This is a genomic window from Legionella sp. km535 (assembly GCF_003990085.1).
GTDB classification, from domain to species: Bacteria; Pseudomonadota; Gammaproteobacteria; order Legionellales; family Legionellaceae; genus Legionella; species Legionella moravica.
Genome location: NZ_RZGU01000034.1, coordinates 1 through 23,092 on the forward strand (window position 1 = coordinate 1; position 23,092 = coordinate 23,092).

Here is a 23,092-nt window from a genome sequence, read left to right on the forward strand (position 1 = left end):
TCCATTCAGAGATAATTTGGTTTGCGTCAGTATATCTTGAAAAATCAATTTCATATGCTTTGGGAATTTGTCTGTTAAGTAGATTTAGCGCTAATTTTTTTAGAGAAGGGTTAATTTTTTTATTTTTTTCAATAGCAATCATTTTAATAATTAAATCAATATCTGAATCTGTTATAGAAAGAAACTCGTCAATTATATTTGAATGCTGCGTTTCTTTGGAAATAACGTTAAAAAACTGTACTATTGGTAACGAGCTATATTTATTCATTTTCATTAGTTCTTCTATATTCAAGTGAAGGACTTTTAAGAAGGTACTTAATAAATGCGTTGCTGCAATTACTTTCTTGTGCTTGTAAACACAGTTTGTCATTAATCTCCGTGCTATTAAATAATGCTCAATTACTCCGATAGCTTTTCTATTGATTGCTACTATATTTTTCTTAGAGCAGTATTTTATTCCATTAATTAACCATTTGATGTCATATTCACCATAATCAACTCCGCAAAAATGACTATCTCTTAATAAATAATCCATTCTATCCGTATCAAGTTGAGATGATATTAATGTTTTTACAAACTTTGCTTCATTGCTTAACTTATCTTTAGCATTATCCTTCATATTGTTTTTATCAAGAAAAGTAGCAGTTTCTAGGATCATTTCTTGAAAATCCTCATCTACTTCTTTAGAAATTCTCTTTGCTAACAAAGACCCCATTTCTTCATGACTAAATTTAAAGCCATCGTAATCTAATTCAAATATATGAGAAAAAGGACCATGACCAATATCATGAAGGAGTCCTGCAGAAATGGCGTATAATTTAGTTTCTTCAGAAATGTCATTGTCTTGATCGGCACGTAATTTCTCAATAACTCTTTTAGCAATATAAGCTGCTCCTAGGCAATGACTAAATCTAGTATGATTTGCTCCTGGATAAACTAGATAAGACATTCCTAATTGTTTTATATATCTAAGCCTCTGGAATGAAGGTGTGCTGATGATTGAATTTACAAGACGTGATTCATCATTTCTGAATAACATTAATTTATGAATTGGATCATTTATTATGAAGTCCTTTTGCATAATGAATTCCTTAAATATTGAGCAAACTGTAATCAGTATAGCTCATACTTTAAGGTAAGGTTTTGCTTAAAGATAGATAACAATTAATAGATTGGACGAGGGGTGCATTATAAATGAGTTTATATAACCTCGTTGCTTAACCAATTTTTTTGACCCAACCAACTAGCAGGATAAGGCCAATAAGCTCCTGAACGATTAACTGTGGTTAACTGTTTTTGCAATCCATCCATGAGCTGAGCAAAAAGCCTCTCATCAGGATCAATTTGCTGAAATTGCTTCCAGGCTTCATTTTTATAACTAGGGAGGGGGTAGACTTGCCAAAATTGTTCGAATTTTTGGTATAGATCTTTTAGGTTGCTGCAGGGTTCCGCTTTGAAAGCTGATTTGGATAAATGGGCTGGTTTTCCGGTTTTCATTGATTTCAGATTTTCTGGTGGCACGGACTGATTTTGTTCTACTTTGTTTGATGGAATTCTTTCAGGCTGAGATTTATTCTCAATGTCTACAGGCTCATGTGGGTTAGCCAGAAGACATTTCACTATGAGGTTTTTAGTTGTTGATCGAATTTCTATGATGCCTTGGCGTGCCAGAGATTTAATTACACGTTTCATTTGCTGGTGACTAGGGCAGCCTGTTTTTACGCCTTTGATGGGGGCGACATACAGCGTTTCTCTCAGTGACTGGTAGCTGATTTTTCGTTTAATGCCGACCATGAATGTCTTTCTGTCCATGTAGGGGCGGATACCCATGAGGTAGACCACTCTTTGCATGAGGGGGATTTCGCTGAGTGCGTCCAGTTCGTATGTGGTGACGAATAAGAAATCCATTTTTACTCCTGTTTTAACCTTGTATTTTTATTTCGATTGATATCAAACGCTATCAATCGATGATATTTAGATAACCAAGATGCATTAAACTTGATTCATTCTAAAAAATTGGTGGAGCCTGTCAATAGGGAAAATGAGCTTGATACTAAATGATATTCAATGAACCTTATATTTTTTTACTGAGAAGTTTTTGCATTGGTAATTGGTTATTTTTGTTCAAAATTGTTTAAAAAATTTTTCCTCGCGCGCGTAAAAACATAAAAAACAGATTTTGGAGTTATGAGGTGGGTCGGCCTAGAGCATTTCTCTTTGTCGGGTTTTTCTATTCGACAGTTATTTCTTCTTGTCAGTACTGAATCTTGCTGTGTCGGGTTAGGGTCGGCCTTGTTTTGGACGGATTTAGGCTCATTGATTTGGGGAGTTAAAAAAATTGCGGTGAAAGTTTAGTTTAATGGTTATCTATTGATGATGTTTATTCAAATCGGGGTGTTTGTCAAAGGTTTTTTGTAGTTGTCATTATTTGAACGTATATGAAGTTAATTTTTAACTGGTGACAAATTGTCACCACTTTATCTTTTTCAACCGGTTACAAAATGTAACCATTTGCGATTTGCTTTTGGTTTGAATATTAACCCAATATGGTTTCACTCTAGCCGCGACTCTGGCCGTGATTCTAGCCGTAACCTCAAAGAGATTGAGATGAACGGGTATTATAGAGTTTGGCTTTTATGACCATTGACATGTAATACTACACCATTTTTGTGGCATTGGATTTTGTTGAGAGAATGTTAATACCAGTGGATAAAGAAAAGCCTGAATTTTACTAATAATTTCTTGGAATTGAATCGGTACATACTCTTGCTTGAGCCGTTTGGTAAAGGCTAGCCATTGAGTTTGTTTTAATTGTATAAATTGATTTGAAAATGCCTCAATGTCATCTGATAATACAGTGTTACGGTTTTCAAATGTCAGACGTATTGCTTCTGAAAGTTCATTACCATTAAAATCAAATTGTCTGGATAACATCCAAATATCGTAAAAGTCTTTCATTCTACTATTGAGGCTACCTAGCTTAATTATCGCCTCAAATTTTTCTGCAATGGCAGTTTCTCTGCTGTAAGTCAACAATTCTGGTGCTGGAAGATCCAGGATTGTTGGCATAAGTGATTTTTCAGGAACAGGATAGACAACATCACCAAAGCCAATATCGATTTGCATATGAATTTTTGCTGTATCGAGATTGCCTTTAAAGAGTATTCTTATCCCATGATAATCAGCATCTTCTTTAATCCGTTCTGCCTGCAATGTGGTTGCGTCAAAGGCGAGGCCGTCTTCTGGAACATTAACTGATAGTATTTCTTTCATCTGTTGAACAATATTTATTTCATCGTTACTTGTTTTTCCCAGCATATCAATATCCATAGTCGGTCTGGACTCCGGAGCGTTCCATACTCTTAGCATTAATGCACCTTTTAAGATGAACTTATTTTTGTGCTGGGATAGTGATAGACGATAAAGAAATCGCTCCATTGCATAATATTGAAGAATCTCATTAAATGGTTTTTGGTAGGTTTTCGAATGATTTAATAAACGCTGTCGGATTGATGCGGCACTATTTTTGGGCGATTTCATATGATTGCTTCCAGGTAGGGGGTTATGCCCTTATCAACTCTACAGATTTTAGCGTATTTGAGAATTTCATTCATATTAAATTGTTTTCTAGCTCGATAAAATTTTATTGCTTCCAGCACTATATCCATACCGATTTTATTCCTATATTTAAAACAATCAGCGATTGTTTTTTCAGCAGAATAAATTTTAATGTTGGCCTCATCTATATGATGCTCTTCTATACCAGACAGATATGCTTGCCCTGAAAAGCGATGGACTTGAATCGGTGGATAAACGAGTGAGGGAGTGTGAGTTTCTCTTGGTATAGCTATAGATACAGAATGAGGTATTTGGGTTGTTAGACTATGATATGACAGTGCAGAAATCAGACAAATAACTGCATTAGGAAAACGAAGACTAACTGTTACCAGATCTTGATTACTAAGTGGAGGGAGACTAGTAAGTCGATATACTCCTCTACTAATTTGCTCAATAATTCCCTTATCTTTAAGAGAATAGAGCATATAACGAGTGATGCCATGCTTTATAGCCTCGCTCATTCTCAGCTGCCCGCCATATTGATGAAAAATTTCCTCAGGATTTTTGTTTGTCATTATCAGACAAATCCTTGCCATTTGTTTATATATGGTAAGATTATGTCTGATTTATTTTATTTGTGCAAATAGATGAATTGCCTTGATGATCTCAGATAACAGAAACTCAGTATATTCTTTTTCAAATTGTTTACGAAAAAGAGGATGTTGCATTTCTCGTTCAAAAGTAGATAAATCCTTTTTAGTCATATTAGTTATCATTATGATTCAATTGAAAGGGAGGCGGCAATTTGCCATTACCCTTAATCGAACTTTATTATTAATTGTTAATTTCAGTCGGTGACACAATGTCACCGACTGGTATTTAGTCCAAACAATTTATGCACAGAGATTTAAATGAAGTGGTTTGGGTTTTTTACCTTTGGAGTTTACAAAAGCTCTGCTTCTTTTAAAGTTCAAATAAAAATTCTTTTGATCAGCTTTAGTCTTAGTCTTAGTCTGAGTTTGTTCAATAATATAGAGTCGTAAAACTTGTTCTGTATTTTCATTCATACTTGTTATTTCATCCCCACATTTTTCCCATTTGCTGACAGCAGTGTGAGATTCATGAACTACGGTTTCACCAAATTCACGTAAAGGCATGGAAAAATAAGAACGAATGAACTTAACTTGATTGCCAGTTAATCTCTCTTCTTGTGTGGCCAGTTTTTTTATTATTTCATGAGTAACGTAGTGAACATCGATTTTGGGATGCCATTCGTCATTGATCTTTATCATTTCTACATTTTCTAATTCAATAGGAAAACCAAGCCCTTCGTAAAGGAATGTGGGTTCAATTCTAGTTTTCATGGCATTTCCTCCTCGCTTAAATTGATCACTGTAATAATGGGCATCAGATGGTCATCAAATGTAAGAATAATTCGTACTTTTTTCTCATCTATATCTTTGCCTTCAATACAGTATTTTCAATCCTGCGGTTTTTCATGTATGAAATTGGATTCATAAGAATCCTTGCTCTTGTTTCTTTTTCTGTCATAGCCTGATTTCCCCTCTAAAATCAGTCAGTTGCATCTTCGTAGTTAATTCCCTTAAAAATAAAAAAAATTCTGTTAGGTGTCCTTCTGGGTGTGCTTTAATTTTTTTATATTGTTACTTTGTATTTATTAATATTGGAGTTTGATTCAAAATATATCTTTGTATGCAAGTATCGTAACTACTCGCACGTCATCCAGAGCGCAGCGAGGGATCTCCATGAATAGGTACTGTGCTACATTACGCTCGGGATGACGCACCAGGTGAGTAGTTACGAGTTATCAAGATGGAAGTGCTAATTACTAAAGCTAAGATAAAAATAGAACTGATTTGAGCTGACGCAAGAATATACAGTTGCCCATTAAAAGATAAAGATCATTTAATAATATATTTAACGGCAACCAGTAAACGAATTTAAACGGGAATATAAAATGACAAGCAACCAACAACGTGCCGCCCTTCAACGCCAAATCTGGGCTATTGCCAACGATGTGCGCGGCTCAGTCGACGGCTGGGATTTTAAACAATATGTCCTCGGCACGCTGTTTTACCGCTTTATCAGCGAAAACTTTGCCCTCTATATTGAGGCAGGTGACGATAGTATTGATTATGCCAAGCTTAGCGATGACGTTATCACGCCAGACATCAAAGACGATGCCATTAAAACGAAGGGGTACTTCATCTACCCCAGCCAGCTGTTTGCCAATATTGCTAAAAACGCCAACAGCAACGAAAGCCTGAACACCGATTTGGCCGCGATTTTTTCCGCCATAGAAGCCTCAGCCAGTGGCTACCCTTCAGAAGGCGACATCAAAGGTCTGTTTGCCGACTTCGATACCACGAGTAACCGACTCGGTAATACCGTTAAAGACAAAAACAGTCGTTTAGCGGCAGTATTGAAAGGAGTGGCGGGCTTGGATTTTGGCCATGATTTTTATGAAAAAAGTGATGCCGCCCAGATTGACCTGTTCGGCGATGCCTACGAATTCCTCATCTCCAACTATGCCGCCAATGCCGGTAAATCCGGTGGTGAATTCTTTACCCCGCAGCACGTTTCCAAACTCATTGCCCAGCTTGCCATGCACAAACAAACCAGCGTCAATAAAATTTATGACCCTGCCTGTGGTTCCGGCTCGCTGCTGCTGCAAGCTAAAAAGCATTTCGACGCCCATATGATTGAAGAGGGCTTCTTCGGTCAGGAAATCAACCACACCACCTACAACCTGGCACGGATGAACATGTTTTTGCACAACATCAACTACGACAAGTTCAATATTCAGTTGGGCAATACCTTAATAGACCCGCACTTTCTTGATGACAAACCCTTTGATGCCATCGTCTCTAATCCACCATATTCGGTGAAGTGGATAGGCTCAGATGATCCAACCCTGATTAACGATGATCGCTTTGCGCCAGCCGGTGTATTAGCACCCAAATCCAAAGCCGACTTTGCCTTTGTACTGCATGCACTCAGTTATCTCTCCAGCAGAGGCCGTGCGGCCATTGTCTGCTTTCCCGGTATTTTTTACCGTGGCGGTGCTGAACAAAAAATACGCCAGTATCTGGTGGACAACAACTATGTGGAAACGGTCATTTCACTCGCACCCAACCTGTTTTTTGGCACCACCATTGCGGTGACCATTCTCGTGCTCTCCAAACATAAAACCGACACCACCACCCAGTTTATTGATGCCAGTGGTTTATTTAAAAAAGAAACCAATAACAACATACTTACCGATGAACACATCGAACAAATTATGCAGGTGTTTGATAGCAAAGCAAATGTGGAACACTTCGCCCAGTCCATACCTTTTGAAACCATAGCTGCCAACGACTACAACTTGTCAGTGAGCAGCTATGTGGAAGCTAAAGACAATAGCGAAGTCATTGATATTACCAAGCTCAATGCCGAGATAAAAACCACCGTTGCTAAGATCCATCAACTGCGTACCGACATTGATGTCATTGTTGCGGAGATTGAAGGCAAGGAACTTGAGGCATGATAAACAAGAATTTTATAGGAAATCTATTGGATGGGGTTGAAGTGGAGTGGAAGGAACTCGGAGAAGTTGGTAAGTTTTTACGAGGAAAACGATTTGTAAAAACAGACATGACTTCCACAGGAGTTCCGTGTATTCACTATGGTGAAATGTATACACACTATGGAGTTTGGGCGACAGAGTCTAAATCATTTATTAACGAAGAATTGGCTTCAAAGTTGAGAGTTGCTTCACATGGTGACGTTGTTATTGTTGGAGCTGGTGAAACCATCGAAGATATTGGCGATGGTACCGCTTGGTTAGGAGAAAATGACGTTGTTATTCATGATGCTTGTTTTTCATATACAAGTAATTTCAATCCTAAATATCTGTCTTATTTTTTAAGAACAAATTTATTTAAAGAACAGATAAAGAAGCATATTTCATCAGGTAAAATTTCTGCAATAAATGCAAAAGGATTAAGTAAGGCAAAAGCCCCCATCCCCTGTCCAGAAAACCCCAAAAAATCGCTAGAAATCCAAGCAGAAATCGTCCGCATTCTGGACACCTTTACCGAGCTAACCGCCGAGCTAACCGCCGAGCTAACCGCCGAGCTAACCGCCCGCAAAAAACAATACAACTACTATCGCGAGCAGTTATTGAACTTTGAAGAAGGCGAAGTAGATTACCTACCCATGGGGAAAGAAGGAGTTGGGGAGTTTATTCGAGGTGGTGGTTTACAAAAAAAGGATTTTAAGGAATCAGGAGTTGGTTGCATTCATTACGGGCAAATCTATACATACTATGGTACCTATGCGAATAAGACTAAAACTTGCGTATCAAATGAATTTGCGAAGAAAGCTCGAAAAGCAAAATCAGGCGATTTGGTTATTGCTACAACAAGTGAGAACGATGAAGATGTCTGTAAAGCTGTTGCTTGGCTCGGTAGTGAAGATGTTGCTGTAAGCAGCGACGCTTGTATTTATAGGCATAATTTAAACCCGAAATACGTGTCCTACTTCTTTCAAACAGAACAATTTCAAAAACAAAAAAGGCAATACATTACTGGTACTAAAGTTCGGCGTGTGAATGCTGATAATTTGGCCAAGATATTAATCCCAATACCTTCGCAAGAAGAACAAGACCGCATCGTCGCTATCTTGGATAAATTCGACGCTCTAACCAGCTCACTCACCGAAGGCTTGCCCCGTGAAATTGAATTGCGCCAAAAGCAGTATGAATACTACCGCGATTTGCTGCTGAGCTTTCCTAAGCCGGATGTAGAGGTAACTGACTGATATGAGCAAGACACTAACGGATATAGCACAGCAGCTAAAAGACGCCAATAAAAAGGTGCAGTTAATCTATGCCTTTAACGGTTCAGGTAAAACACGCCTTTCCCGAGCCTTTAAAGAGCTGATTGCGCCAAAAAATGATGTTGATGAAGGAAACGATGAAGTAGATCGCCCTGAGCTGTCACGCAACAAAATACTCTACTACAACGCCTTTACCGAAGACTTGTTCTATTGGGATAATGATTTAGAAAGTGGTGCTGAGCCTAAGCTAAAAATCCAGCCTAATTCATTTACCGACTGGATTCTAAAAGAACAAGGGCAAGATCAAAATATCATTACCAACTTTCAGCGTTATGCAAATGACAAGCTGACCCCTCGCTTTAATGAAGAATACAAAACTAAAGACAAAGATGAAAAGGAGGCTACAGTAAAGGCTTTTTCAGAAGTAACTTTCTCCCTTGAACGGGGTAACGATGAACACTTAGGTAATCTGAAAATCTCCAAAGGTGAAGAAAGTAACTTTATCTGGAGTATCTTTTATACTCTGCTGGATCAGGTGATTAATATCCTCAATGTCGCTGAGCCAACAGAACGAGAAACCAACCATTTTGACCAGCTAGAATACATTTTCATCGATGATCCAGTCAGTTCGTTGGATGAGAACCACTTGATTGAATTGGCTATCGATTTGGCGCAGTTAATAAGGTCCAGCAATTCAGGGCTTAAATTCATCGTTTCCACGCACAACCCATTATTTTACAACGTGCTTTATAACGAGGTTAAAGCCGAGTGTGGGTACATCCTCAAACGCTTTGAAGATGGATCCTTCGAACTTGAAGATAAAAAGGGCGATTCCAATAAAAGCTTCTCCTACCACCTATATATTAAGCGGCTAATTGAGCAGGCTATTGAGAAGAATGAAGTGCAACGCTACCATTTTACCTTACTGCGTAATCTGTATGAAAAGGCCGCAAACTTTTTAGGCTACCCTAAGTGGTCAGATTTATTGCCCGAGAACAAACAGTCTTATTCAAGATTGGTAATGAATTTTTACAGCCATCGCACCTTATCTAATGAAGAAGTGGCCGAACCAACAGCTCCTGAGAAACAAACGGTGAAGTTGTTACTTGAGCATTTAAAAAATGAGTTTGGCTTTTGGCAGGAGGAAGAACAAAATGGTTGATTACACTAAGCCCATCGCTGAATCAAACAACTTTATCGTTCTGAATAAATACAAAAAAGAATGGAAAGTGTCCGAAAGCTACCAGAGCGAAGATTCGTTAGAGCGAGAGCTTATTCAGGATTTGCAAAACCAAGGCTATGAGTACCTGCCAGCTTTGAATAATTCGCAGGCTATGTTAGACAATGTTCGTGAGCAATTACAACTGCTGAATCATGTACAGTTTACCGAGGGTGAATGGTCGCGTTTTGTGGAAACCTATCTCGATAAGCCTAGTGATACCATTGTGGATAAAACCCGCAAAATCCACGATGACTATATTCACGACTTTGTATTTGACGATGGCCGCATTAAAAATATTTATCTGCTGGATAAAAACAACATCAACCGCAACAAAGTTCAGGTGATCAAGCAGTTTGAACAAACAGGAAGCCATGCCAACCGTTATGATGTGACTATTCTAGTGAACGGCATACCGCTAGTACAAATCGAGCTGAAAAAGCGTGGTGTTGCCATACGTGAAGCATTTAACCAAGTGCATCGTTACAGCAAAGAGAGCTTTAACAGCGAGAATTCGCTCTATAAATACTTGCAATTGTTTGTTATCTCTAATGGTACTGATAGCCGCTATTTTGCGAATACCACCCAGCGCAATAAAAACAGCTTTGATTTCACGATGCACTGGGCTAAATCGGATAATAGCCCGATTAAAGATCTGAAAGATTTTACTGCCACTTTCTTGCAAAAGCATACCCTGCTTAACGTGTTGCTCTATTATTCGGTGTTTGATGTGAGCGACACATTACTCGTGATGCGCCCTTACCAAATCGCTGCCACCGAACGTATTTTATGGAAGATTGAAAGCTCGTATCATGCAAAAAGCTGGAGCAAACCAAATAGTGGCGGTTATATATGGCATACCACCGGCTCAGGTAAAACCTTAACCAGCTTTAAAGCCGCACGTTTAACTACAGAACTGGCGTTTGTTGACAAGGTGTTTTTTGTGGTTGACAGAAAAGATCTTGACTACCAGACCATGAAAGAGTACCAACGCTTTTCACCTGACAGTGTGAACGGTTCAGACAGTACCGCAGGCTTAAAGCGCAATCTGAATAAAGATGATAATAAGATCATTGTCACCACCATTCAGAAGCTCAACAACCTGATGAAAAGCGAGAGCGATCTGCCTATCTACAACAAGCAGGTGGTGTTTATTTTTGATGAATGCCACCGCAGCCAGTTTGGTGAGGCTCAGAAAAATCTGAACAAGAAATTCAAACGGTTCTTTCAATTTGGCTTTACCGGAACGCCCATCTTCCCGCAAAACGCTCTAGGTGCGGAAACCACCGCCAGCGTATTTGGCCATCCATTACATACCTATGTGATTACCGATGCGATACGCGATGAGAAAGTGCTCAAATTCAAGGTGGACTATAACGATGTGCGCCACAAGTTTAAGGCGATTGAAACTGAACAGGATGAGAAGAAACTATCTGCCGCTGAAAACAAGGAAGCGTTGTTGCACCCAGAACGTATTCGAGAAATTTCCCAGTATATTCTGAACAACTACCGCCAAAAGACCCACCGATTGCAGCTGAACGCCAAGGGCTTTAATGCTATGTTTGCCGTGAGTAGTGTGGAAGCAGCCAAGCTCTATTATGAGACGCTGAACAAGTTGCAGGCCGACCCCTTTTATAAAAACAAGGATAAGCCCCTGAAAATCGCCACCATATTTTCCTTTGCAGCCAATGAAGAGCAGGATGCATTGGGTAACATTCTGGATGAAAGCTTTGATGTGTCAGCTATGAATAGCAGCGCTAAAGAATTTTTAAGCGCGGCGATAGGTGATTACAACGCCTTTTTTAAAACCAATTTCAGTGTAGATAGTAAAGGCTTCCAGAATTACTATCGTGATTTGGCCAAACGGGTGAGAGGTGAAGATGCTCACGGAAAAAGACTACCACCACACGAGATAGTTGATCTGCTGATTGTGGTAGGGATGTTCCTTACCGGCTTTGATGCACCTAAACTTAATACGCTGTTTGTGGACAAAAACCTGTGTTACCACGGTTTGATACAAGCCTTTTCGCGCACGAACCGCATTTATGATGCCACTAAAACGTTCGGTAATATTGTCACATTCCGAGACTTGGAAACGGCAACAGTGGAGGCTATCACCCTATTTGGTGATAAAAACACCAAAAACGTAGTGTTAGAAAAGAGCTATAAGGAATACATGGAAGGCTTTACCGATGTGGTAACTGGTGAAGCCAGACGTGGTTTTATGGATGTGCTAAGCGAGCTGGAGCAACGTTTTCCAGATCCGAGTGCCATTGAAAAAGAGTTAGATAAAAAGGAATTTGCCAAACTCTTTGGCGAATACCTGCGTGTAGAGCACGTACTACAAAACTATGATGAATTTGCCAGTCTCAAAGCCCTGCAAAGCCTTGATATGAATAACCATGAAGCGGTTGAAGCGTTTAAAGCAGAACATTATTTAGATGATGAAAAACTGGCTGAGTTACAAACCATACGCCTGCCAGCTGAACGAAAGATTCAGGATTACCGTTCTACCTACAACGACATCCGCGATTGGCAGCGACGACAAAAATTAGCAGAAGAGAGAGAAAAGTCAACTGTTGATTGGGATGACGTGGTGTTTGAGATAGACCTGCTAAAGTCTCAAGAGATCAACCTTGATTATATTTTGGAACTGATTTTTGAGCACAACAAGAAAACCAAAAGCAAAGCCGAGTTGGTTGACGAAGTGCGCCGGGTGATCCGCGCTAGCCTCGGCAATCGCGCTAAAGAAAGCCTAATCGTGGATTTCATCAATCAAACCGATCTGGATCAGATTGGCGAAAAGTCCGGCGTGATCGAAGCATTCTTTACCTTCGCCCAAGCTGAGCAGCAACGAGAAGCCGATGAGCTGATAAAAGCTGAAAACCTGAATGCCGAAGAAGCTCGTCGCTATATCGCTTCCTCACTTAAAAGGGAGTACGCCAGTGACCAAGGTACAGAACTTAATGCCATTCTGCCTAAGATGAGTCCATTAAATCCGCAATACCTCACCAAGAAACAGAGCGTATTTCAAAAGATCGCTGCGTTTGTTGATAAGTTCAAAGGTGTGGGTGGGAAAGTTTAATAAAGAAACAAAGCTGTACTTATTATCGGTTTACACCACATTGCCACTGTGGTGTCAGTGGGACTCAGGGGCAGGTTTTTTGGATCTACAGCCTGCACCAATGCTAAGTTTGCTTTTCGTTCTGAAATTAATCTACTATGTCGTCATATTTGTAATTTTCTTTTGTGGATTATCTGGAACTATATGAAAACTGTTTGCGTTTATTTGGGTGCTCAATTTGGTAATGATAATGAATATAGTGATGCAGCAATTTTATTAGGTAAAAAAATAGCTGCTGATGGTTATACTCTGGTTTATGGCGGTTCAAGTCTAGGGATGATGGGGCTTCTTGCCAATACTGTAAAAGAATATGGCGGAAGGGTAGTAGGGATAATTACTAATCATCTTATCGAACAAGAAAAGCCTTTAAAAATATTAGACGAATTACATGTTGTAGATTCCATGCAGCAACGTAAGGCCATGATGCAAAAAATATCTGATATGTTTATTGTGATGCCAGGCGGTCTAGGAACTTTAGAAGAGGCACTTGAGACTTGGAACGCAATAAAAATTGGAGAATTAACAAAACCCATTGGTTTTTTAAATATTAATGGATATTTTGATGGACTATTTTCATTTGTGAATTTATGTGAGCAAGCTGGTTTTCTAACTACACGGGCAAGAAATATCCCTATTTCAAGTTCTAATATTCCACTGCTTTGGAATGAAATGCTTGAACAAAACAAATCAGGCCATTCTGTTTCTAATAGCGAGGTGTAAGATAATTAGCCTAAATAAGCTTTAGTGATATTCAAACGAGAATGCCCTAGGTTCTGCGCACAACTTCATGGCAACATTGAACTGTTTTGTTCCCTTTGATGTATTCTGCATTGAAAAGGAGTGGTGTCCATTCATGTATATATTTTGATAAATTTTCCCATAAAAAGAACTCACTGATGCTCGAGCACTTGCTGAAGAAAAAAAAATCGTTGCTATCGTCTACATGCCCTGAAGCATTTCCAGTTGTCCAAGTTTGATGCGAAGTCATCTCAACTCCTGGTGCAACCATTTCAATGTAATCTACATGAGTTTGAAAATCTCTGTCATTTCTAATTTGATGCTCTAAAAATCGAGTTTGCCAAAGATTGACATTCCCTGTAAATATAGCCGGGGAAGATTTTGCTTTTTGGTTGCAGGATATAACATAGCAAAAAGCAAGACCCCATAAGTAAGTACACTTTTAAATTCTTTGATTTATTTGGCTACATCACAAAAGGGCGCATCACTTTGTTCGTTAGGTTGTCATTATAATTGGCATCGTAGATATACTGGATTAGAATACACATTTAAAAAGTCACATATGCAGTAAGGTCAATAAATGAGTTATATTCCTGATCACAAAATTCAATTTAAATATTTCACTTTCATGGCAGTTTTATCGATTACCATGATGATCATATCGATGCTATTTACTTATAGAATAATACAATTAGGACCATTTACAGCTCCTGGTGGTGTGTTTATTTTTGCACTTACCTATACAGTTGCTGATATCATTACTGAAATTTATGGATTGAAAATGATTAGGCAGGTTATTCTTAGCATGCTATTTTGCATTATTATTTTTAATGTTGTATGTCTCTTGCTAATTCAAATACCTGTCCCTGAAAATGCCACATACGTCGAAGAATATAATTTGGTATTTTCGCATAATATTAATCTCCTGATTGGTTTTTCTGTCTCATTTGCTATAAGTGATTTTGCAAATGCATATGCAATTAATAAATGGCGAATCCTCTTTCAAGGAAAATATTTTTGGTTACGAAGTATAGGCTCGTCAATAATAGGTGAAACATTATTTGGGATTTTTGCAGCAGCTCTTATGTACACAAATATTTTATCATTTTATGACATGGTTAAAGTAATATCATCAACCTGGCTAATTAAAGTCTCTATTTCTATATTAGCTGCATACCCTGCAACTACCCTGGTAGAACTATTAAAAAAAGTAGAGGACATCAAATCAATCGATGAGCTCGAATTTAAACAACTTTATTTATAGGATTTTTAAGTGAGCGATGAATATTTATTAGCAGTTGGAAAAGAAGGTGCAGCAAGGCTCTCAACTGTTCAAGAGCTCTATGGTGATGAAAGTAAGATGATTTTAGCAAAGGCCGGCCTGCATAGAAACATGACTGTTATGGATGTCGGCTGTGGTACCGGTCTTATGACTCATTGGCTTGCAGATCAAGTTGGCGGTGATGGTAAAATAATTGCTGTAGATAACAGTCAATCACAATTAGATTTTGCAAAAAAACACTTGGTTCATAATAAAATACATAATGTAAATTACCTTTGTAAAAGCATTGATGACTTATCTTATGCTGACTTGCACTCAATTGACTTGATTTACGCAAGGTTAATTCTTGTCCATAATAAAAATCCTTTAATTTTTATTAATCAACTCAAGGAACAATGTAAAAAAAATACTATTTTTGTTTTTGAAGAACCAGTCACCTCTGAAAGTGGCTGTTATCCTGTTCAAGAATGCTTTAAAAAACATATAGCGCTTTATTGTGATTTGGGTAAAAGAGCTGGATTTGATTATGATTTTGGGGAAAAATTACCATCTCTAGCGTCTACAGCGGGTCTTTCTATTAAAGGGGTACGAAAAGTCCAAAACTATTACTTAAATTCAAAATCTAAACTAATTGCATATCAAAGGACTAAAGAATGCGCTAATAAATATCTCAATGAAAAGATGATTAGTCCATCTGAACTTAATATTTTATTAACACAATTGCTTGAACTTGCCAATAAACAAGATATTTTGATTTCAGGGGTCAATATGATGCAGATTTGGGGAACGATTTGAGCATTTACTAAAAATAGATTCTTTCAAACTTTCAAATTTCTTTAAACTTTCTTCAGGTTTTGTTTTCAATATTTGTTCGATTCCAGCGATAAACGAAATTACGCGGACATCCAGGGGATGAAATTTACTAATTAACTCTTTTGAATTACATATCTCAGAAGCTGAAGACTCAAAAATATAGCGTTTACCAACGATACGGTACAACAAGATTGTTTCTTCGCAATTAACATGTGTGCCAGACGATTTTTCACCAAGTAAAACATGCGGATAACGCTTTCGATAATTTTCGATAGTAAACCAAAAAGCCCCGCTGAGCATGGCAAAGGGATTCTTTATTTTATTCATCAAAATATTTAGTTGTTTTATCATGAGCTGCACCTCAATATCTTTTAAAATCACAAATTGTTTGTATTAACACACCCATAATTTTGTCCTCAGGCTCCAACTTAAGTTTTTTATAAATACTGGTATTAACAGGCAATAACTCCGCTTCCCTATTTATCCTAAGCTCCCTAAACACCCAAAAATTCGCATCATTTAACTTCACCAATACAAAATCACCATCATGGCTTTCGCTATTTATATCAAAAATTAAGGTTGTTCCTTTTTCAAATCTAGGTTCCATAGATATATCATCTAATTTGGTAGCGAATGCATGGATACTTGAGCTAAGCGATGTATAAATATAGGAACTATTACTTTCGATTAACTCATTATTTGTAATGCAATCTAACTTGCTCCAATCAAACAGAGGGATTTTATGTTCCTCCTGATCCGTAATAGCATCAGTAGGGCGCATAGCTCCCTCTCCAGTAGATAACCAGGTATAATCCACATCTAAAGCTTCGGCTAATTCAAAAGTAAATCTTGAGCTCTTAACATTTTTAGTACATAAATACTGAATAATTTGGGGCTTTACGCCAATCAATCTGGCCAATTCGGATTGGCTTAATGAGTACAATTTTAAACATAATTTTAAACGATGAGATAATGTATTAGTATCATACTTGTCTATTTCAATATCCTTTTGAAATAAAGCACTTGAGAGACGATTTAAGATTCTTGTAGTCATAATTTATTTTCGTATTAAAGTAAGTCGTGAAAGTCCAAATATCTTTTCATTATTATTTTCTCTAATCCAGGAATCACATAAAATACACATAGTTCCTAGAACACTAAGAATCAAAATAGGAAAAACCCAGTTACCAAGTAATACTCCTTGTATTACAAAAGTCAAAGCTGGTGCATAGCTCGAAATATAAGAGCTTTCCATTCCACCTATTGTAATCACAGACTTTTGATTTAGCCAAACTTGTAATACAAATGATAAAACCGTGATAAAGAGCGTAATAATAAATGCACGTAACGTTATTTGTGTTAAAAAATCCATAGGGACTAAAACTGTACTAAATGCTATTAATAGCCAAAATCTTGATGCTAAAATTTGTGACGCGCTTAAATCAAGCAACAAAGCCGCTTTATTGCTAAGCATATTGTAAGTAAAACCTAATACCCCAGCCAATATACCAAGCAAGATTCCGATACATTGTTCCTTATAAATAAAAAGAGGCATCAGTATCAAAATAATCATAGGTAAAGAGAGACTTTTATTTGAGAGGGGAAGTGTATTGTTTCTACAGAGAATAGATAGACATCCGCCTACCATAAAAAACTCAAATACAAATATCGCAGCGGAAGAAAAATAAATACTATAATAGGTTGCAAACCACATTAGAGCAACAATCAAGTTAAGGTTAAGAAATAATATTTTTTTATCAAAGAATTTTTTATAAATATTCAATGATTCCTTATAATCAATAAGATGAAAATAACCACATCCTAACACTGATGAAATAAGCAAAACTATGATGGGGGACAGTTCGAGCAATAGCTTTGCTCGAATCACTGATACAAGCGCAACACAAAAAATATATCCTATAGCATACCGATATTTATTCAAAGAATGCTCCTTTTTCCTCTAGCGATTTTAACTCCTCTAAATCTCGTCTTACGGTTTCTTCTGAGTCATTAACAAGAATCACAAATGCAACAGTATCCAACAGATTTTTGGGGTAACTTTTTTCGGGTTGGCATGGGATCTTTACTATATGCCTCAAATAAGAGGGGACACTTTTAAACAATTGCTCATTAACTTTATCGTATTTGTACCCAAAATTTTGAAGATAAAAAACTACGCCATAATTTTTCACTACAGGCTCGATTTTATTAGTAGCTTCTTGATCTTCTAACTTTTCTATAAATAAGGATGCTTGATCGTATCCAATAAGCGCTTCTGAAAAATAATTTAATACACCCGACACACCCGACACTCTTGGGTTAAGTTCAATTAATATCGGCCCATCTTTTGTATGCATACATTCCAAATGCATCATTCCATATTGAACATCTAGATTGGTTAGTACCTTGGAGCAATACTCAAATAACTCTATTGCAATAGGATCATCATGAGCTAAAAATTCCCTATGGCGGCAAACTTTATGGGAATTATAGAGTTCCTTTTCTGCATAATAAATTCCAATCAAATAAAATTTCGAATCCCACGCTACCATATCAATAATATATTCATCACCGATTAAAAGTTCTTCTACTAAAAACTCATCAGGCACATAACAATGTGCCCACTTCTGCTTATCTAATGTATTGAAATACTGTTTTATTTCATCAAATGAATGACAAATTGAAACACCAATCGAACCTCCAGTACCCTCAGCCGGCTTTATCACGACAGGATATTCAAATCCACTCAAATCAGGATTATTAATGTCAGTAATTACTTTCTGTTTGGCTGAGGCAGTTCCATTAATGCGTAATTGTTCATTCATCAATCTTTTATTACAACGCCAACCTGATGTTTCTGGCCGATTAGCATACTGAGGACAAAAATAGTATGCGATTTTATCTGAATAGTATAAATCGTATTCGCTACTTGAAAACGCCAGCTTGATTTCAAGATTTTTTTCTTGAATGACATTATTAATTAATGCGACATCGATTTCAAAATCTCCAGATAACAAAGCAACATGATCGAAGAGCTCTCCTTCCAGTGAAGGTTTAATCAGATATTCGATCTCATTATTAGTAAAGCACGCTAATAAAAACATACCTGTTTTTTTGAATTTTTCATTTAAATAAAAAGGAGACGCAATCGGATTTATAATTAAAACGGCATTAGAAAAAACGTTATTCACAAATTAATCCTTATTAAATATTGAAAACATTTGGCGCTATAGTTTGAGCATCTGTCGTAGTTAATGTTCTGACAGGATTGTTATTTAAAAAAGCAATAATATTTTCAATTGCTTGCTCAAAATATATTTTATAATTTTCCGTCGTCACATACCCAATATGAGGCGTAGCCAACACGTTGGGTAGAGTTCTAAAAGGATGCTCCATAGGCAAAGGCTCGACATCAAATACATCTAAACCTGCACCTGCAATCCGTTTATCTTTTAATGCTTGAACTAAATCGCTTTCATTGACAATAGGTGCTCTGGAAGTATTGATCAAATAGGCTGAAGAGCGCATGCGTGCAATATCAGTGGCCTGAATCAAATTTTTAGTACGTTCGCTTAATAAAAGATGAATCGTCACAAAATCACTGTTTTCCAGCAAGAATGCTTTACTGGGAGCTAATGAGACCCCACAAGAAGATGCAAGTTCCTCGGTTAAATTTTGACTCCATGCCATGACATTCATACCAAAAGCTTTACCAACTTTTGCAACTTGAGTACCTATTTTTCCTAATCCCAAAATACCTAATTGTTTGTTATTTAACCCAGTTCCTATAGAATTTTGCCATAAACCGTTTGTTCTCAAAGCCAAATTTTCTTGGGGTATATTTCTAGCCATGCCCAGCATCAATGCCCAGGCAAGTTCCGCTGCTGGTTCAGAAAGATTATTAGTCCCACATACGGTTATACCTTGTTTCTTTGCATACTCAAGATCAATTGCAGCATTGCGCATACCAGAGGTTACAAGTAGCTTTAAATTAGGTAAACGAGAAAGTACTTTTGCATTGAATAAAGTACGTTCTCGCATAATTACAAGAATATCCTGATCAACTACCGCATTAACTAAGTCATCCTCATTTGAAAAATGATGCTGGAATGACTGAACTTTTACATGAGGCTCAATTAACGACCATTTTCCAATTGAGGTAGCAACTTTTTGATAATCATCAAGAATGGTACATTTTAACATGCCAAGCCCCTTTCTATGCAGCCTCAAACAATTCTTTAGAAACATTATTATCCCTATATTTAAATTTTGGCATAAATACTCTATCGCCAATTGCCTGAAAATTTCTAAACGGCCATAGAGTCGGAGTTACAAATACACGCTGTACCCATCGATATGGACAGCCCAACTCATCATAAGTTGGCTCAAATCGTGTTCGAGAATGAAGTGTATACCGGTTGTCTACATAAACTAATCTTCCAGGTGTAATAATAATTGATTCAGAGACCTCCTTTATTGCGCTGTGAAAATTTTCTAACGCAATTTTTGCTCTATTATCAATTGCTGTTACCATACCTGAATAAAACGCGACACTAACTCGTGGCAAATTTAGAGGCCCTCTAATTAATGGGCACTTGGGAGTAACAGGAGAAGATTGAAATGCTTCACGCCATCTATAAGGCAATTGTATGTGAAAATTACTTCCATATAAAATATCCAGATCAGATTTCTTTAACAGTTTTAAAGCTTTTCTAGCATCAGCAATAGATGTTATTGGCTGCGTTGCCGTTTCATCTACCCGAAGTCCAAGAAAAAATATTCCCATTGGAGAATAATCATCTTCAGAAATATGTTGAAGTGCGGCATTTTCAATATGAAAATCCAACTCTACCTCAGAACCTAATCCAGTATAATCATATTTTGTATTAATTTGAGGTGTTAAATTATTTACTAATTCTCTACCTTCAAAATAAATAGAATAAGGTTCTCCAATTAATGATGAAAAAGCAGTAATTACATTTTCACTTAAGAAGCCAGATTTGAAATCTCGCCCAGTTTGACTGAAACTTGGGCTGCCAACAATACCCGTATCAATTGGTACATTATCAATAACAATAGCCGATAGAAGATTATGGGATGCTTTTTGATGATTGATAAGATCAATGAGTTGTAGTGGTAGCGCATTATAAAGTGCTCTACGTAACTCTTGGATGTATTTATGATTACCCATGCCATCATAAACAATATCCCTTAATTCTTTTTCTAACTTTTCCTTATCAGTATTGCTCAAATTTATTCGAATTATACTATCTACGTCCATTTCATTTCCTTGTACGCGTTTACTTCTATCCTAATTATTCCATCCTGATCTGAAAATCTGCTCCTTTTAGATCAACGATAGAAAATACCTTTATTTAACGCAAGCAAATTTACAATAATTTTTGTAATTATGAAAGCATTATTAAAAAATACTGTATTTTAGTGGTTAAATAGTTATCTTTATCATAAAAATACAACTTTTATTGTATTCATTAAGAATAATATCGGAAAATCATTTTCATCGAAAGAGTTCGGTCTTGCTGGCGCTCTTTAGGACTAAATTCCAATAGATCTTGCATTATTATTTTCCTAGGATTTTTAAAACAACGTAAATCATCCAGTCTGGTAACTGATTCAATATTTTTTTAAGTTGGGCTTTGTCTCTTTGAGACAATATTTTTTTACTTTTTTGCACCATATCTTCAGTAATATGATTCCTTCCAATATGGTTTAATGCATTAAGTACCTTAATCACATTGGGATTTAAAGGTATATTATTCATAAATTTTGAATGACTAAATTTTATTGGATAGTAATACCTGTTCGGTATTTTCATTCATATTGGTTATCTCATCTTCACATTTTTCCCATTTACTGACTGCGGTGTGTGATTCATGAACCACGGTTTCACCAAATTCACGTAAAGGCATGGAGAAATAGGAACGAATGAATTTCACTTGATTACCCGTTAATCTTTCTTCTTGGATAGCCAATTTTTTTATTATTTCATCAGCAACGTAGCGGACATCAATTTTGGGATGCCATTCGTCATTGATGTTAATTATTTCTACATTTTCTAATTCAATAGGAAAACCAAGTCCTTCGTAAAGGAATGTGGGTTCAATTCTTGTTTTCATGGCATTTCCTCCTCGCTTAAATTGATCACTGTAATAATGGGCACAAGATGGTCATCAAATGTAAGAATAATTCGTACTTTTTTCTCATCTATATCTTTGCCTTCAATACAGTATTTCCAATCCTGCGGTTTTTCATGTATGTAATTGGATTCATAAGAATCCTTGCTCTTGTTTCTTTTTCTCTCATAGCCTGATTTACCCTCTAAAATATTGAGCACATCAAGTTCTGAAATATTTCTTTGTTGTTGCCTTTCTTTTGCATGCTATACAAAGAGATAGTTTCTTTCTTTAATTTTTTGCTCAATCAAAGCAAAAAGCTCTTGGTCTGTTTTTTAGAAGGTTTTGTAACCATTACTTCTATTCCATATTGTTATTATAGTTTTTGTAAACTTAGTTCACAAAATTTGATTTAAAATTTATCAAAAACTCCAGGTAACTTTGCATAATTAGCATAAGTTCCATTTTGGAACATATGCTATGGACAGCCAATTGATGCTTATTAGTATGAATTCGCTGCGCTCATGGGTTCCTGGATTTCACCTTGTTGCATCCAGGCTTGAGTCAGCGTGAGATAAGGATTCAATGTGTTGGCTCTATCTTTCAAATGTGGAATGTCAACTCGTGATTGTATTCTGATTACAGCTCTCGGCACAGATCGGTCGGATAAAATATTTTGGTTGTCTGCGCCTGTGATGACGTATTCTGAATTGCTTTGTGCTTTTAGTTCTCGCAATTATCTCTGATTCGCACCATCTCAGGAGATCCTGTATTACGACTTCTTCTAATACAGGCTTGCTAATTAAACTTAAAAATATTGAAATATTTTATTTCTTTCTTGCGACTATTTCATAGTAATGATCAAATTTTCCGGAAATGGTCGCTTCTTTTTTTATTTCATTTAAAGTTAAGATCTCAAAATCGTCAAAGAGTTTTATGGTTTCATTTTTCGTATGAAAGGTCATATTGTCATGATCTTTTTTATCAAATGCAGTAAAACCGGGATCAAAGGTGTTTCCGATAAAATAGCCACCTGGTTTTATGTTTTCAGTGACTTGTTGCCAAAATTGTTTAAATTGCTTTGGCTTGCAAAAGGCTAATGCGAAGCTGGCTATGACGATATCAGATTTGGAATTATTTTTTAAATTCAGTTTTTCAAATGATGATTCATATGTTTGTATGTGATTTTGATATGGCTTTATATCCTTTCTATTAAGTAAAATGTTCAGAGCAGATTTTTGATTATCTATCGCTAATACTTTATAACCTTTTTGAAGCAATAATAGAGTTTCATGGCCAACACCTGCGCCAAAATCTATTGCAGTGGCATTAGAGCTTGGGTTAGGAATAGATTTTAATGAATTTACAATAAATTCTCTGGG

General features: G+C 36.8%; 22 protein-coding genes and 1 pseudogene. 7 read left to right on the forward strand and 16 right to left on the reverse strand.

The genetic code is table 11. The features are described 5' to 3' along the window. From ELY21_RS14660 to ELY21_RS14680, 6 genes are all read right to left on the reverse strand, one after another. Positions 1 to 1,081 (reverse strand): HD domain-containing protein (locus ELY21_RS14660; RefSeq protein ID WP_148111696.1); only part of this gene is annotated, 1,081 nt, incomplete at its 3' end. Between the two features lie 119 nt (positions 1,082 to 1,200). Beyond that, a complete protein-coding gene (locus ELY21_RS14665; protein WP_127110713.1) occupies positions 1,201 to 1,908 on the reverse strand; it encodes a Vir protein in 708 nt (235 codons plus the stop codon). Positions 1,909 to 2,634: 726 nt separating this feature from the next. Beyond that, positions 2,635 to 3,540 carry a nucleotidyl transferase AbiEii/AbiGii toxin family protein gene (locus ELY21_RS14670; protein WP_127110715.1) on the reverse strand — a complete coding sequence of 302 codons (906 nt, stop codon included), beginning with the start codon at positions 3,538 to 3,540 and terminating at the stop codon, positions 2,635 to 2,637. Beyond that, positions 3,537 to 4,133: a type IV toxin-antitoxin system AbiEi family antitoxin domain-containing protein gene (locus ELY21_RS14675; protein ID WP_127110717.1), complete on the reverse strand. Its 597-nt coding sequence runs from the start codon at positions 4,131 to 4,133 to the stop codon at positions 3,537 to 3,539. Before ELY21_RS14675 ends, ELY21_RS14670 begins: the two co-directional genes overlap by 4 nt. Positions 4,134 to 4,184: 51 nt before the next feature. Further along, on the reverse strand, positions 4,185 to 4,322 hold the full coding sequence (locus tag ELY21_RS15665; protein WP_158618571.1) for a hypothetical protein: 138 nt from the start codon (positions 4,320 to 4,322) through the stop codon (positions 4,185 to 4,187). A gap of 129 nt (positions 4,323 to 4,451) precedes the next feature. Next, positions 4,452 to 4,922 carry a hypothetical protein gene (locus ELY21_RS14680; protein ID WP_127110719.1) on the reverse strand — a complete coding sequence of 157 codons (471 nt, stop codon included), beginning with the start codon at positions 4,920 to 4,922 and terminating at the stop codon, positions 4,452 to 4,454. 614 nt (positions 4,923 to 5,536) lie between these two features. Here ELY21_RS14680 and ELY21_RS14685 point away from each other — a divergent pair. The 7 genes from ELY21_RS14685 (at position 5,537) to ELY21_RS14720 (ending at position 15,558) form a co-directional block, all read left to right on the forward strand. Beyond that, entirely contained in the window at positions 5,537 to 7,108 is a 1,572-nt protein-coding gene (locus ELY21_RS14685; RefSeq protein WP_127110721.1) for a type I restriction-modification system subunit M, read from the forward strand. Next, complete coding sequence (locus ELY21_RS14690) at positions 7,105 to 8,382, forward strand: restriction endonuclease subunit S (protein ID WP_127110723.1); 1,278 nt, start codon at positions 7,105 to 7,107, stop codon at positions 8,380 to 8,382. The genes ELY21_RS14685 and ELY21_RS14690 overlap by 4 nt, the downstream gene beginning before the upstream one ends. A gap of 1 nt (position 8,383) precedes the next feature. Further along, a complete protein-coding gene (locus ELY21_RS14695) occupies positions 8,384 to 9,562 on the forward strand; it encodes an anticodon nuclease (protein WP_127110725.1) in 1,179 nt (392 codons plus the stop codon). Continuing rightward, the gene (locus tag ELY21_RS14700; protein WP_127110727.1) at positions 9,555 to 12,704 is read left to right on the forward strand and encodes a type I restriction endonuclease subunit R; all 3,150 of its coding nucleotides are present in this window, start codon (positions 9,555 to 9,557) and stop codon (positions 12,702 to 12,704) included. Before ELY21_RS14695 ends, ELY21_RS14700 begins: the two co-directional genes overlap by 8 nt. 183 nt (positions 12,705 to 12,887) lie before the next feature. Further along, positions 12,888 to 13,463 carry a TIGR00730 family Rossman fold protein gene (locus ELY21_RS14705; protein WP_127110729.1) on the forward strand — a complete coding sequence of 192 codons (576 nt, stop codon included), beginning with the start codon at positions 12,888 to 12,890 and terminating at the stop codon, positions 13,461 to 13,463. A 598-nt stretch (positions 13,464 to 14,061) separates the two neighbouring features. Then, positions 14,062 to 14,745, forward strand: a complete 684-nt coding sequence (locus ELY21_RS14715; RefSeq protein WP_127110731.1) for a queuosine precursor transporter — start codon at positions 14,062 to 14,064, stop codon at positions 14,743 to 14,745. Between the two features lie 9 nt (positions 14,746 to 14,754). Beyond that, complete coding sequence (locus ELY21_RS14720) at positions 14,755 to 15,558, forward strand: class I SAM-dependent methyltransferase (RefSeq protein ID WP_127110733.1); 804 nt, start codon at positions 14,755 to 14,757, stop codon at positions 15,556 to 15,558. Here the strand turns inward: ELY21_RS14720 and ELY21_RS14725 are convergent. The 10 genes and pseudogenes from ELY21_RS14725 to ELY21_RS14775 all read right to left on the reverse strand — a co-directional run. Beyond that, the gene (locus ELY21_RS14725; protein ID WP_127110735.1) at positions 15,520 to 15,927 is read right to left on the reverse strand and encodes a hypothetical protein; all 408 of its coding nucleotides are present in this window, start codon (positions 15,925 to 15,927) and stop codon (positions 15,520 to 15,522) included. The genes ELY21_RS14720 and ELY21_RS14725 overlap by 39 nt on opposite strands. Positions 15,928 to 15,937: 10 nt before the next feature. Next, the gene (locus ELY21_RS14730) at positions 15,938 to 16,630 is read right to left on the reverse strand and encodes a S24 family peptidase (RefSeq protein ID WP_127110737.1); all 693 of its coding nucleotides are present in this window, start codon (positions 16,628 to 16,630) and stop codon (positions 15,938 to 15,940) included. A gap of 3 nt (positions 16,631 to 16,633) precedes the next feature. Continuing rightward, positions 16,634 to 17,518: a hypothetical protein gene (locus ELY21_RS14735; RefSeq protein WP_127110739.1), complete on the reverse strand. Its 885-nt coding sequence runs from the start codon at positions 17,516 to 17,518 to the stop codon at positions 16,634 to 16,636. Continuing rightward, positions 17,511 to 18,767, reverse strand: a complete 1,257-nt coding sequence (locus tag ELY21_RS14740) for an ATP-grasp domain-containing protein (RefSeq protein WP_127110741.1) — start codon at positions 18,765 to 18,767, stop codon at positions 17,511 to 17,513. The genes ELY21_RS14735 and ELY21_RS14740 overlap by 8 nt, the downstream gene beginning before the upstream one ends. A 13-nt stretch (positions 18,768 to 18,780) precedes the next feature. After that, positions 18,781 to 19,779 (reverse strand): D-2-hydroxyacid dehydrogenase family protein, encoded by a 999-nt coding sequence (locus ELY21_RS14745; protein ID WP_127110743.1) that lies wholly within the window; start codon positions 19,777 to 19,779, stop codon positions 18,781 to 18,783. Between the two features lie 13 nt (positions 19,780 to 19,792). Next, a complete protein-coding gene (locus ELY21_RS14750) occupies positions 19,793 to 20,857 on the reverse strand; it encodes a TauD/TfdA family dioxygenase (protein ID WP_127110745.1) in 1,065 nt (354 codons plus the stop codon). 514 nt (positions 20,858 to 21,371) lie between these two features. Continuing rightward, a complete protein-coding gene (locus ELY21_RS14760; RefSeq protein WP_127110747.1) occupies positions 21,372 to 21,713 on the reverse strand; it encodes a hypothetical protein in 342 nt (113 codons plus the stop codon). Beyond that, positions 21,710 to 21,964 (reverse strand): annotated as a pseudogene (locus ELY21_RS14765) (DUF4258 domain-containing protein); the annotation flags it as partial. The gene ELY21_RS14760 and the pseudogene ELY21_RS14765, both read right to left, overlap by 4 nt. A gap of 248 nt (positions 21,965 to 22,212) precedes the next feature. Beyond that, positions 22,213 to 22,446, reverse strand: a complete 234-nt coding sequence (locus ELY21_RS15890; protein ID WP_233588731.1) for a hypothetical protein — start codon at positions 22,444 to 22,446, stop codon at positions 22,213 to 22,215. Between the two features lie 91 nt (positions 22,447 to 22,537). Then, a partial coding sequence (locus ELY21_RS14775; RefSeq protein WP_148111697.1) for a class I SAM-dependent methyltransferase occupies positions 22,538 to 23,092 on the reverse strand: 555 nt, incomplete at its 5' end.